The sequence below is a fragment of the Bifidobacterium sp. LH_743 genome (assembly GCF_056355775.1).
Map to the genome: position 1 here is coordinate 259,331 of NZ_JBKESZ010000003.1, position 13,389 is coordinate 272,719.

Genomic DNA, 13,389 nt, shown 5'->3' on the forward strand with positions numbered 1-13,389 from the left:
CGATTAACACATGGAGGATGCCCACAATGGCGAAAACCGTCCTTGTCATCAATTCCGGTTCCAGCTCTATCAAGTATCAGCTGGTTGATCTTGAGACCGGCGAAGGTATCGCTTCCGGTCTGGTCGAAAAAATCGGCGAACCGGTTGACGGCCACTACAAGCACGAGTACAACGGCGAAAAGCATGAGCTTGAGGAGCCGATTCATGACCATGAGCAGGGTCTGAAGCGCGTGCTCGGCTTCTTCGATGAGTTCGGTCCGAAGCTCGCCGATGCGGGCATTGTGGCCGTCGGTCATCGCGTGGTGCAGGGCGGTTCGATCTTCCCGAAGCCGGCTTTGGTCAACGACAAGACCATCGGCCAGGTCAAGGACCTCGCCGTGCTCGCCCCGTTGCACAACGGCCCGGAGGCCAAGGGCGCTGAGGTCATGCGTGCCCTGCTGCCGGACGTCCCGCAGGTCTTCGTGTTCGATTCCTCCTTCTTCTTCCAGCTGCCGAAGGCTTCCAGCACCTACGCGCTGAACAAGGAAGTCGCCCAGCAGTATCATATCCGTCGTTACGGCGCTCATGGCACCTCCCACGAGTTCATCTCCTCCGTAGTGCCGTCCGTCATCGGCAAGCCGGCTGAGGGACTTAAGCAGATCGTGCTGCACATCGGCAACGGCGCCTCCGCCTCCGCCGAGATCTCCGGCAAGCCGGTCGAGACCTCCATGGGCCTGACCCCGCTCGAAGGCCTCGTGATGGGCGGCCGTACCGGTGACATCGATCCGGCTGTCGTCTTCCACCTGATTCGCAACGCCCACATGAGCGTCGACGAACTGGACACCTTGTTCAACAAGCGTTCCGGCATGATGGGCCTGACCGGCTACGGCGACCTGCGTGAAGTGCACCGTCTGGTCGAGGAAGACAATGAGGACGCCAAGCTGGCTCTGGACATCTACGTGCACCGCATCGTCGGCTACATCGGCAACTACACCGCCCAGATGGGTGGCGTCGATGTGATCACCTTCACCGCAGGTGTTGGCGAGAACGATGACGTCGTCCGCAAGATGGTTTGCGACAAGCTCGCTCCGTTCGGCGTCAAGCTGGACGAGGAGAAGAATGCAACCCGCTCCAAGGAGCCGCGCATCATCTCCGCTCCGGATTCCGCAGTCACCATCTGCGTTATTCCGACTAACGAGGAGCTGGCTATCGCCCGCAAGTCCGCTGCCATCGCAGAAGAAGGCAAGGACACCTACGGCAACGTCTTCTCCAAGTAAGTGGAGACGGCGTTCCGCCACTCGCGGAACGTAGTGAGACCGTATGGCGAATCGCGTCGCCGCGACTGATGATCGACACTATCGATCGTGCAGTCACGACGGCGCGATTTTTCTTTTAAAGGAAAGCGTCTTCTACCCACTTCCAAAGGGGTTGCTTGGTGATACGATACGACAGGTTGGTCGTAGCGTGCGCGACAAAAAGAGAGAACGGTTGGTGATTGTGACTACCAGACGGCATTTTGTCGGTTTAGATGGACTCAAGGGTATCGCCCTGATTGCGATAGTGCTGTACCATTGCGACGAAGGCGCGCTCCATGGAGGGTTTTTCGGGGTTGATGTTTTTTTCACCATCTCCGGCTTCCTGATCTTCTCGTCGCTGCTTAACCATATCGATTCGGGCAGGGGAATCGGACTGGGAGAGTATTATCTCAAGCGTTTCCGTCGAATCTATCCCGCGTTCTTCATGCTGATTCCCGTGACGACGACCTTGGCTTGGTTCGTGAACAAGGACATGCTCGTCGGCGTCCGCGATCAAATCATAACCGCGTTGCTGGGATGCTACAACTGGTACGCCATCAGTAGCGGAGCCAGCTATTTCTCCCAGATGAATCCGGATATGTTCCGGCATCTGTGGTTCATGTCATTGCTGATGCAGTTCTATCTCATTGCCCCTTTCGTGGTCTTGCTGTTGCGTAGAATCATCAACAGATGGGTGCCCGTGGGCATTCTGGCGGCTTTGTCCGTGGGAAGCGCATTGTCCATGGGATTGCAATACCAGCCTGGCGATGATCCCACACGGGTCTACTTCGGTACCGACACCCATGCCATGGGATTGTGGTTGGGAGCCATGCTGGCCTGGATCCTGCCGGTCATGCGCCGTGAGCGCGGAAGGAACAGCGGATCGTGGACGGAGCTGTTCCACACGGTATGGAACAGGATAGGACCTGTGGCCGCGTTCATTGCACTGCTGGCCTTGCTATGGATGATGAGGCATGTCTCCCAAGGGCCGGAGGCTTTTCGAGGTGGTATCTTCGTGGCTTCCCTGCTTGCCTTGGTGCTGATTGCGGGATCCATACCATTCGGATCCTGGATGCAGGATCTGCTGGTCTTCAAACCGTTCGCGTTCATCGGACATCATTCATATGGCATCTATCTTTGGCATTGGCCGTTGTGGCTGTTGGTCAAAGCCATGTTCCCTCAATGGGGGATGCGGATGGGCCGCATGTTGCTGATCACCGTGGCGCTGACGGCCTTGTTCGCCATGCTTTCCTGGAAGCTGCTCGAGCATCCGGTGGCCCGAGATGGCTTCGGGGCACTGATCGATGTGTCCGGCAAAGACGGAGCTCATGCGCTTGTCAGGAACTTCATAACGATTGCGGTACTGGTCGCGCTATGTGGGACGGGCGGTTATGCCGTCGTCCATGCGCCGATGCGTACCAGCGTGGAACAGACATTGGCCTCCAACGCCAAGATGCTGAGCGAGCAGGGTCGACATGCCGATTGGAACCGGTCCAGGCCACCGGCTCCAAGGAAGCCGATGCACAAGATGCCGGACGGCTCGCAGATGACCGCCATCGGCGATTCGGTGATGCTGGCTTCCAGCAAAGGCCTGCAGGACATGTTCCCCAATATCATTGTGGATGCCGAGGTCTCGCGTGCGATGACGACGGCGCGAGGGCTCATCGACCAGCAAAAATCGCAAGGGAATCTGCGTCCGTGGGTACTGGTGGGTCTTGCCACCAATTCCGTGGTGACGGAAGATCAGCTTGACGCGCTGCACAACGATATCGGTCCGGATCGGGTTCTGGTACTCATCAACGCTCATGCCCCTGTGTCTTGGGTTCCCGGCACGAATGACGTATTGAGAAACTACGCGAAGGCTCATTCCAACAACGTCGTATTGGTTGATTGGGACAAGGCCATTTCGGCGCATGCCGACGAGCTCGCCGGCGACGGCATCCATCCAGGGATGGCGAATACGATTTACGCGCAGGCGGTCAAGGATTCGATTTCCGACTGGATCAAGCAGGGGCACTGAGAGGTTCTCCGTAGGAATCAGGATATATGAAAAATCCCCATCCCGATTGCATGGGATGGGGATTCTCCGTATGCCTTCCCTGAAATAGGGAAGGCAACGTGATTAGTCCTCCTGGTGCTGCGGAGCGGACAGGAAGTGCTCCTCGCTAGGCAGCACGGCGTTGAGGATCACCGCTACCACGAACGACACCGCGATGCAGTTGGACGCGAAGATCGACTGGAACAGCGCGGGGAAATTGGCGAAGATGTCGCCGACCTGGGTGAAGCCGATGCCGATGGTCAGGCTCAACGCGGCGATGGTGATGTTGCGTTGCGTGTATCCGGCCTCGGAAATCATTTGGAAGCCGGACAGGATGATGTTGCCGAACATCATGATGGTGCAGCCGCCCAACACAGCCTGCGGCAGGGAGTTGAAGACCTCCGCGACGGTGGGGACGAAGCTGGCGATCACCAGAATCAGGCCACCGGAGAGAATCACCTTGCGGTTGACGACCTTGGTCATGGCGACCAGGCCGATGTTCTGGGCGAACGAGGTGAGCGGAAGGCATCCGAACAGTCCGGACACGGAGGAGATCAGACCATCGCCGGCAATCGCTCCAGCGGTTTCCTTGTCCGTGGGCTGGCGGTCAAGACCGACCTTGGTGAGGGCCGCGGTGTCGCCAAGCACCTCGACGGAGGAAACCACGTACAGCAGTGCGAAGGAGATGATCGCTCCCGGATCGAACTCAAGCTTGAACGGCATGAAATGCGGCACGGACACGACCTGCAGATTGGTGAAGCCGGAGAAATCGACCTTGCCCATGGCAATGGCGACCACATAGCCGACGACAAGGCCGAACAGCACGGAAAGCTGCTTGGCGGTGCCCTTCATCAGCAATTGGAACGCCAGACACGCCACAAGTGAGATCAGACCGAGCGTCAGATTCTGCCAGCTGCCGAAGTCCTTGGCGCCGGAGCCACCGCCGAAGCTGGTGGCGCCGACCGACAGCAGCGAAAAACCGATCGAGGTGACGACGATCGCCGAAACGATCGGCGGAACGAACCGACGCCAATACTTTGCCGTCAGGCCAAGCACTACCTCCAACAGGCCGCCGAGCACCACGGCACCGGCGACTGCGCCATAACCCTGATGCTGTGCGATCGACATGGCGGCGGCGACATACGTGAAGGAAATGCCCGTGACCATGGGCAGACGAGAACCAATCAGCCATACGCCATACAGCTGCAGGCAGGTGCCCAGACCCGCGACCAGCAGACCCGCCTGGATGATGGCGGCGGATTGCGCGGCATCCATCTTGGCGGCCGAAGCCACCAGGAAGATCGGCGCGAGATTCGCCACGAACATGGCCATGACATGCTGCAGACCGAACGGAATGCCCTTCCAGAACGAGACCGGCGCGTCAAGGCTGCTGAGCGCCTCAAACGACACGCCCTTTCCCGTCTTCTTGTCCTCGTCCTTTGTTGTGTTCTTCTCTTCGCTCAATTGGTTACATCCTCTCTTATGGTCGTTTGAGCGTCCGATGAAGGTCAGGAACGGAATACGATGGAGCCGTTCTCCGGATCCATCGATTCCACGATCGCCAAGGAATCGACGTCATATCCCGCCTCGCGCAGATGGTCGCCGCCTCCCTGGAAGCCTTTCTCCACCGCGATGCCGATACCCTCCACCGTGGCTCCGGCCTTATGGCACAGTTCGATCAGACCCTGCAGCGCCTTGCCATTGGCGAGGAAGTCATCGATCAGCAGCACATGGTCGCCTTCGTTGAGATAACGCTTGGACACGATAACGGGGAATTCCTTCTGCTTGGTGAAGGAATAGACGGTGGTCGTGTACTGGTCGCCATCAAGGTTGATCGACTGCGCCTTCTTGGCGAACACCACCGGGACATTCCCGAAATGACGGGCCGCGACGCAGGCGATGCCGATGCCGGAAGCTTCGATGGTCAGGATTTTGTCGATGTTCTTTCCTTTGAAATGCTCGGCCCAGGCGGCTCCCATATGGTCGAACAGCTCGACATCGCACTGATGGTTGAGGAACGCGTCCACTTTCAGCACATTGCCGGGCTTGACGGTACCTTGTTGCGCGATGCGCTCTTCAAGTTCCTTCATGAAACCCCTTAGTAATAGTGGTAGTGCCCGCCGCAAGAAAACGGCGTGGAATGGCATACGGAGAACCGTATATAGGAGTTCAGCATACGCGCCTCAATTGACCGTGCGAGTCGTGTCCTCTGACCTGCTCATATGATAGATATGAGTCCTACGAACAAATGTTTGAACGCGAGCGCGTGGAAGAAAAGAGGAATCAGTGGAACAGAGCATGGGCCCCGCGATATGCGATCCGCAAAGCCTCCTTGAGGGTCTCAACCCCCAGCAGGAGAAAGCGGTGAGATGCTACAAGCAGGCATTGCTCATCGGCGCGGGCGCGGGATCGGGCAAGACACGTGTGCTGACACGCCGCATCGCATGGATGCTGGCGCATGGCATCTGGGCCAGCAACATCCTCGCCATCACCTTCACCAACAAGGCGGCGGCCGAAATGCGCGAACGCCTCGTGTCTTTGGTGGGGCCGGAGGCCGAGCGTATGTGGATATCCACCTTCCATTCCGCCTGCGTGCGCATCCTTCGGCGCGACGGCAAGGAGATCGGCCTCAAATCGGGTTTCTCGATCTACGACACCGCGGACAGCGAACGTCTGATCAAACTGATCGCGGCCGACCTGAACTTCGACACGAAGCGATACACGCCACGCATGCTGCTGGGCAAGATCTCCGATTGCAAGAACTCGCTGATTTCCTGGAAGGATCAGTTGAAGGCGGCGAACTGCGATTACACGCCGGGACAGCGTGGATACCAAGTGGGTTCGGACGACCTCGATGAGCTGACGGCCGTTGTCTATGCCGAATACCAGCATCGTCTGGCGCTCGCGAACGCGGTCGATTTCGACGATCTGATCATGCGCACCGTGGAATTGCTGCAGACATGCCCAATGGTAAGCGAATACTATCGTCACAAATTCCGCTACATTTTCGTGGACGAATACCAAGACACCAACCATGCCCAATATGTGCTCGTGCGTGAGCTGTCCGGCGTCGATTCGGGGGAGCTGCCCGACCCCCGGCAAAAGGGAGCCGGGCGCGTCGGACCGAGTTGGATCACCGTGGTGGGCGATTCCGACCAGTCCATCTACGCGTTCCGTGGCGCGGACATTCGCAACATCCAGGATTTCGAACAGGATTTCCCGAACGCGCAGACCATCATGCTCGAACAGAACTACCGTTCGACGCAGACCATCCTCGACGCGGCGAACGCGGTGATCTCAAGAAACGAGAACCGCAAGCCGAAGAAACTGTGGAGCGACCTCGGCGAGGGGGACAAGATCATCGGCTATGCGGCGGATGACGAGCGGCAGGAGGCCGGATGGATCGCGAATGAGATCGCGCGGATCCACACCGAGGAGAACGTCGCCTACCGGGATGTCGCCATCATGTACCGCGCCAACGCGCAATCGCGTGCCTTGGAAGAGGCGATGATCAACGCCAATCTGCCGTATCAGCTCATCGGCGGCACCAAATTCTACGAACGCAGGGAGGTCAAGGACGCCATCGCCTATCTGCAGGCCATCGTGAACCCCGCCGACAACGTGAACATGCGGCGCATCTTCAATGTCCCGAAGCGTGGACTTGGCGCGCGTGCGGAAGGCCTCGTGGCCGGATACGCGGATACTCATGGCATCACGTTCTTCGAAGCGGTCGAGCGCATGGAACAGATCGGCGGCATGACCGGACGCATCGCCAAGCCGTTGGGGGCATTCCGCGATTTGATGCACGGGCTCGCGGATTTCGCCAAGGAGCATGATTCGAAACCATCCGAGGTGGTGGCCGAGGTGTTGTCCCAAAGCGGCCTGTTGGAAGGGCTGCAACGCTCCGAGGATCCGCAGGATGCCTCGCGCGTCGACAACCTTTCACAGCTGCAGTCCGTGGCCGCCGAATTCGAACAGAACACGCCGGACGCCACGCTGGCAGGTTTTCTGGAGACCACGGCGTTGGTCGCCGATTCCGACCAGCTGCCGGGGGAGGACGAGGACTCCGGCAAGGTCACGATGATGACCCTGCATACGGCAAAGGGATTGGAATATCCGTATGTGTTCCTCACCGGCATGGAGCAGGGCACCTTTCCGCACCAGCGTGCCGTTGAGGACACCGGAGAGCTGGCCGAGGAGCGTCGTCTGGCATATGTGGGCATCACCCGAGCGAAGCGCCGCCTCTATGTGACCCGCGCCGCCACGCGAAGCCAATGGGGGCAGTCCGATGCAATGCTTCCCAGCCAATTCTTGGACGAGATTCCGGATGACCTGATTGATTGGAAACGACGTGAGGCCAATATCGAGCGGATGCGCGCCGGCTGGCAGAACGATGACGACGATGACGAGTACGGAGACTGGGGCGACGATGATTTCGGACCCACCACGTTCGGAGGAGCGGCATACGGCTCGTCGTCACATGGTTCCGGATCACATGGGTCGCGTTCCTCATACGGCTCGTCATACGGTGGTTCGTCTTATGGCGGTTCATCGTATGGAACGGCATATGGCTCCAGCCGTTCCACATATGGTTCCGGCCACGCATCGGGGAACCGTCGTTCCTCATACGGTTCCCGTTCGGGGTCATCGACGTACGGATCATATGGCTCCTCCCGGTCGTCGTACGGTTCCGGCAAACCGTCGGGAAAATCCGGCAGGGTCGCCACTCGCCGAGTGAAACCGAAGGATCTGACGAAACCGGCTTCCGCCGGTTCGGGTGCCAGTGGCAATGGTCTGAGCATCGGGGATTTCCAGATCGGCGACAGAATCACCCACGACCGCTACGGCATGGGGAAAATCGTCGAGACGAAGGATGCGGGGGCGAATTCCGTGATCACCGTGGATTTCGGTTCGGACGGCGTGCGGCGATTGCTGATCCGCGAGGCGCCTATCGAAAAGCTCTAGAGGCTTTTCGATAGGCTCCCTTCGCGGCATAGCCGCTCACTTCGCTAAGGACAGTCCACTGGACTGTCCTTGTCGGCTCAGCCGTCGAAAAGCTCTAGTGGTCTTGCCGGAGGTTTTTCGCGGCGCAGCCGCATGGATGTTGTGGGCCGTATATCACGGATCGCGTCGAAAAACAAGTCTTTTCTTTCTGATTGTCCGCTGCGATAATCGGCGATGTTCGCTTATCGAGAGGGAGGACCATGTTCAGGAAACCATTCGCCGTCGTATCCCAGTCCGCTTTGGGAGCGTTGATCGCCATCGCTCCACGGACCTTCGCCCATGTGTGCGCGGTCAAAAACATGCCCATGGCATGCCATTACACCGCGCAGGTCGCTTTGGGGATCGGAATCGTGACTGTGCTGCTGGCGGTGATCGGATTCTTCGTCACCGATGCCGCCAGAGCCGGATTGGATATCGCCAATGCCGTGCTGGGCGTGTTCGTGGTATTGACACCGACCGTGCTGATCGGCGTGTGCAAGGGAGCCATGATGCATTGCCACATGGTGACGATGCCCACGCTCATCGTGCTGGGCGTGCTGTTGGCCGTGGTCTCGTCCGTCGCCGCATATCTTGACTTCCGTCCGTCGAAGCGTGCCTGACGTGCCGCATATCACGTTATCGAAACTGCCGCTGGCCAATCTGCGACGCAAACCCTTCCGCACGGCGGCGCTTGTCATCGTCGTCGGCATGCTGGCCTTCGCATTCCATGGGGGAGCGTTGCTCTCCATGAACCTCAGCAACGGATTGGAAAGCATGCAGGAACGTATGGGCGCCGACCTGATGGTCACGCCGCAGAACACCGAGACCAAGGCGGAGGCCCTGCTTACGGGGAACGCTTCGAGCACGTTCTATTTCACCAACGACATCGGCGCCGAAGTCGCCAAGGCGGATGGCGTCTCCAAGAGCACGGTGCAGACGTACATCTCCTCGCTGGCGGCCTCCTGCTGCGACGAGAAGGTGCAGATCATCGGCTTCAACCCCGACACCGATTTCGTCATCACTCCCTGGATGGCTTCGCAGATCGACGGCACGCTCCGCCGAGGTCAGGTCGTCGCAGGAGCCGGCATCAACGTGTCGGCCGAAGGCACCGTCAAACTGTACGGGCATGAGTTTCCCGTGGCCGCGCAACTGGCCGACACCGGGACGTCGTTGGACAACTCCGTGTTCGTGAGTATGGACACGGTGCCGGACGTCATCTCCTACTCCGCTCGGACCGGGCATGCGGCGATTCCCGAGAAATACGCGGACAAGGCCGTATCCGCCGTGCTCGTCAAGGTCGAGGATGGATATTCCGCCCGACAGGTGGCCTCCAACATCGCCAAGGCCACGGGAATCACGAGCTTGGGCTACGTGTATCCGGGAGGTATCACCGCGGCCACCAAAGCGAATCTCAAGGCGATCATCCGCTACGCCGCCGTATTCGTGGCGGTGTTCTGGGCCATGGGTCTGATTGTCATGCTGGCCGTGTTCTCGTCATCCATGAACGAGCGCAAGCGCGAATTCGCCGCGTACCGCATCCTTGGAGCGACCCGCGCGACATTGGTGGGCATCATTGTCAAGGAATCGGCGATCATCGGCGCCATTGGAGGTTTGGTAGGCATATCCTGCGCGTCACTGGCGGTGCTCCCATTCAACGGCCTGATCGCCAAAGAACTGCAATTGCCCTATCTGCAGATAGGAGTCGGCAAGGTGCTGGCGCTGACGGCCGTCAGTCTGCTGTTCGCCGTGGCCACCGGTCTGATCGCAGTCATCGCCACTGCGGTGCGCCTATCCGCTTCACAAACCTATCTGACGTTGAGGGAGGGGGAATGATGGCGGAAGAGAGCATTTTGGAGATTCGTGGACTTACCCGCGAATTCGTGCGTCGAGGCGTGTCCTTTCCTGCGGTGGACGATGTGAACCTCGCACTCGGCCCAGGCGAATTCTCGGCGATCGTCGGCAGATCGGGCAATGGCAAAAGCACGCTGCTCAACCTCATCACCGGATTGCTGAAGCCTTCGGCCGGCTCGATCATGCTGGACGGCAATGACGTGGCCGCCTTGGACGACAGGCGGATGTCGGATTTGCGCAATCGCACCATCGGATTCGTCACGCAGATCCAGACGTTGCTGCCGAATCTCACCGCTATCGACAATGTGATCCTTCCCGCGGTACTACGCGGCGGTCCACGTCGGGGAAACGCCATCGTGGATGAGGAGCGGACGTCGGATCCTGTCGCGGACAACGGCCTTCCCGATGTCATCTATCCGGCTTCTGCACGGACGTCGCTCGTACCGCAGTCCGATCATATGATGCGCCGCGCGCAGATGCTATTGGATCAGGTGCTGGTGGGCGATCTCGCCTTTTGCTACCCAAAGGAGCTTTCCGGCGGCGAGATGCGGAGGGTCTCCATCGCCCGGGCTCTGATGAACGAGCCGAAACTACTGATTGCAGATGAGCCCACGGGAGATTTGGACGCGGAAAGCACGGCGGTGGTCATGCGATTGCTGCGTCAGGTGGCGGATGACGGAACCGCGGTGCTGATGGTCACCCACGATCCGGATGCACTTGAATACGCGGACCGCATGTACCGCATGGACAGAGGACGGCTGACGCTGATTGATGGTCGTGACATGCCGATGCGGGCGGATCGAAGCGTCTCGTCCGTCCCTCATGTGTATGATTAGCGACTGGTGTGCGCCTGAAAGGGATGCGCACCGTCTGGAGTCTTAGCCCGTCAGTGGGTCGGCGGCCAATCATGATGCCCGGCATCATGGGTCAAGCCGTTCGTGCATGTCACGAAGAAGCACTGGAGAGGCTGGCTCAGCGTATGCCGGACAACCGGCATGCGTTCCGTTCAGACAACGACAGAACAAACAAAGGATTAAACCAATGACGAACGTTCAGCGTTCTCGCCGTCAGGTGCGCCTTTCCCGCGCCCTCGGCATCGCTCTGACCCCCAAGGCTCAGCGCATTTTTGAAAAGCGTCCGTATGCTCCTGGCGAGCACGGCCGCACCCGCCGTCGCACCGAATCCGATTACGCGGTGCGTCTGCGCGAGAAGCAGCGTCTTCGCGCCCAGTACGGCATCTCCGAGAAGCAGCTTCGCGCAGCTTACGAGAAGGGCACCCATACCGCCGGCCAGACCGGTAACGCCATGCTGACCGATCTCGAGACCCGTCTCGATGCTCTGGTTCTGCGCGCAGGCTTTGCCCGCACCACCGCCCAGGCCCGTCAGTTCGTGGTGCATCGCCACATCCTCGTCGATGGCAACATCGTCGATCGTCCGTCCTACCGCGTCAAGCCGGGCCAGACCATCCAGGTCAAGGCCAAGAGCCAGACCATGGTTCCGTTCCAGGCCGCTGCCGAAGGCGTGCACCGTGACGTGCTGCCGGCGGTTCCGGGCTATCTGGACGTCAACCTGCCTTCCCTGAAGGCCACTCTGACCCGCAAGCCCGAGGCCGAAGAGATCCCGGTGCAGGTCAACATCCAGTACGTGGTCGAATTCTACGCCCGCTGATCTGGAACAACATACTGTAAGAACATACAGTTTAAGGACATACAGCGTGAGCCTCGCAGCCGTCATGGCTGCGGGGCTTCTCGCTTTCTATGGGCCCTTTTCCGGGCGGCATGTCGTTTGGCCGATTGCATAGGTACCATGGAAGACATGTTGCTTCATCTTCATCTGGTCCGCCATGGACAGACGTTCTTCAACCGCTACAACAGGCTTCAGGGATGGTCGAACTCCCCGCTGACCGATGCGGGTCTTGCCGATGCGGACAAGGCCGCCGACAAGCTCAAGGGTATCGATTTCGCAGCGGCCTATTGCTCCGACACCACTCGCGCCCAAGTGACGGCGCAGCGAATCCTCGATGTGAACGAGTCCGCGGGGCATGTCCGTCCGCGGCTGATCAGCGACATGCATTTCCGCGAACAGTTCTATGGCTATTTCGAAGGTCAGGACATGGGCGTGGCTTGGACCGCGGCCGGTGGCCCCCATGGCGCGAAGGACTATAACGACATCGTCACCCGATATGGACTCGCGGCCACCCGCGATTTTCTCAAGGAGGCGGATCCGTTCCACGATGCCGAATCGGATGCCGAATACTGGCGACGGGTTGAGGGTGGCTTCGCGTTGATCGCGGGAAATCCGCGACTCAAAGATGGCGACCATGTGCTGCAGATTTCCCATGGCAATACGCTGCTGAGCCTCATGCACCGATTCGCGCCTGAGGGATATGACCTGAGCGAGCGTCCCGCCAATGGATCGGTGACGTGTCTTGATTTCGATACGGACGAACCCATCAATCGCGCGGTGACGGTGGTTTCATACAATCAGTGAGACATTTGCCGCAGTCGGGACTTTTTACTAGTCTTATGCGGGTATTGCGTTCACGGACAACCGTGGAACTGAAAAGAGGTGCAGGATGGGTGTTGGAGAGATTGCTGGTCTGATCGCGGCGATTGCGTTCGCGGTCCTTGCCGGCTTCATGATTTACCCGTTGATTCGTCTCGGCAAGCTGTTCGATCAGATCGCCGAAACCGTCAAGGACACCGGAGACCATGCGATTCCGGCGCTTGACGAGAGCGTGACCACGGTGCAGCAGGTCAACAAATCACTGGAGGATGTCAACAAGATCTCCGCCGCCGCTTCGACCACGGCCAACAACGTCGGCGCCCTGACCGACCTGTACGGATCGTTCCTGGGCAAGCCCGTCATCAAAGTGGCATCCACCATGTACGCATTGAAATCCACCGCGCAGTCGTTCCTGAACAAACGGAACATCAACCGCGCGGCAGATAATAAGGGGGAGTGATGTTCAAGCGTCTCTTCTGGGTCTCCATCGGCGTGTGTGTCGGTGTCGTCGCCGTCACCAAGGCACAGGCCTATGTCAAGGCCAATACGCCTGATATGGCCCGTCAGCTGTTGCTTGGGCCTGATCAGGACCATGTGACCATGCGCACGCTTGAGGGTCTAGTCAACGAGTTCAACGCTGCGCGTCGAGCCCGTGAGGCCGAGCTCAACGCAAAATACTCGGACGGAACGAACTGATCGCAGTTCCGCCCCACGGCATGTCCAAGCAATCGATCATAC

General features: G+C 59.1%; 12 protein-coding genes. 10 read left to right on the forward strand and 2 right to left on the reverse strand.

Annotated elements, in window-relative coordinates; all coding sequences use genetic code 11:
- Positions 1–26: 26 nt before the first annotated feature.
- On the forward strand, positions 27–1,256 hold the full coding sequence (locus AC1ATL_RS06025) for an acetate/propionate family kinase (protein ID WP_476569267.1): 1,230 nt from the start codon (positions 27–29) through the stop codon (positions 1,254–1,256).
- Between the two features lie 214 nt (positions 1,257–1,470).
- Positions 1,471–3,294 (forward strand): acyltransferase family protein, encoded by a 1,824-nt coding sequence (locus AC1ATL_RS06030; protein WP_476569269.1) that lies wholly within the window; start codon positions 1,471–1,473, stop codon positions 3,292–3,294.
- Positions 3,295–3,396: 102 nt separating this feature from the next.
- Here AC1ATL_RS06030 and AC1ATL_RS06035 read toward each other — a convergent pair whose 3' ends face one another.
- Together AC1ATL_RS06035 and AC1ATL_RS06040 are read right to left on the reverse strand one after the other, a co-directional pair.
- Positions 3,397–4,776, reverse strand: coding sequence for a nucleobase:cation symporter-2 family protein (locus AC1ATL_RS06035; RefSeq protein ID WP_476569271.1), 1,380 nt, complete (start codon positions 4,774–4,776; stop codon positions 3,397–3,399).
- 44 nt (positions 4,777–4,820) lie between these two features.
- Positions 4,821–5,402, reverse strand: a complete 582-nt coding sequence (locus AC1ATL_RS06040; RefSeq protein ID WP_432623482.1) for a xanthine phosphoribosyltransferase — start codon at positions 5,400–5,402, stop codon at positions 4,821–4,823.
- Between the two features lie 208 nt (positions 5,403–5,610).
- Between AC1ATL_RS06040 and AC1ATL_RS06045 the strand changes: the two genes are divergently transcribed.
- The 8 genes from AC1ATL_RS06045 to AC1ATL_RS06080 all read left to right on the forward strand — a co-directional run bounded on the left by AC1ATL_RS06045 (position 5,611) and on the right by AC1ATL_RS06080 (position 13,347).
- Positions 5,611–8,277: a UvrD-helicase domain-containing protein gene (locus AC1ATL_RS06045; protein WP_476569367.1), complete on the forward strand. Its 2,667-nt coding sequence runs from the start codon at positions 5,611–5,613 to the stop codon at positions 8,275–8,277.
- 239 nt (positions 8,278–8,516) lie between these two features.
- Positions 8,517–8,915: a DUF4418 family protein gene (locus AC1ATL_RS06050; protein WP_476569273.1), complete on the forward strand. Its 399-nt coding sequence runs from the start codon at positions 8,517–8,519 to the stop codon at positions 8,913–8,915.
- A gap of 1 nt (position 8,916) precedes the next feature.
- Positions 8,917–10,128, forward strand: coding sequence for an ABC transporter permease (locus tag AC1ATL_RS06055; protein ID WP_476569275.1), 1,212 nt, complete (start codon positions 8,917–8,919; stop codon positions 10,126–10,128).
- A complete protein-coding gene (locus AC1ATL_RS06060) occupies positions 10,128–10,982 on the forward strand; it encodes an ABC transporter ATP-binding protein (protein ID WP_476569277.1) in 855 nt (284 codons plus the stop codon). Before AC1ATL_RS06055 ends, AC1ATL_RS06060 begins: the two co-directional genes overlap by 1 nt.
- Positions 10,983–11,187: 205 nt before the next feature.
- Complete coding sequence (rpsD, locus tag AC1ATL_RS06065) at positions 11,188–11,814, forward strand: 30S ribosomal protein S4 (protein ID WP_003809500.1); 627 nt, start codon at positions 11,188–11,190, stop codon at positions 11,812–11,814.
- Positions 11,815–11,961: 147 nt separating this feature from the next.
- Positions 11,962–12,636 (forward strand): histidine phosphatase family protein, encoded by a 675-nt coding sequence (locus tag AC1ATL_RS06070; protein ID WP_476569280.1) that lies wholly within the window; start codon positions 11,962–11,964, stop codon positions 12,634–12,636.
- 85 nt (positions 12,637–12,721) lie between these two features.
- On the forward strand, positions 12,722–13,111 hold the full coding sequence (locus AC1ATL_RS06075) for a DUF948 domain-containing protein (protein ID WP_432623492.1): 390 nt from the start codon (positions 12,722–12,724) through the stop codon (positions 13,109–13,111).
- The gene (locus AC1ATL_RS06080) at positions 13,111–13,347 is read left to right on the forward strand and encodes a hypothetical protein (RefSeq protein WP_432623494.1); all 237 of its coding nucleotides are present in this window, start codon (positions 13,111–13,113) and stop codon (positions 13,345–13,347) included. The genes AC1ATL_RS06075 and AC1ATL_RS06080 overlap by 1 nt, the downstream gene beginning before the upstream one ends.
- The last annotated feature ends 42 nt before the right edge of the window (positions 13,348–13,389 follow it).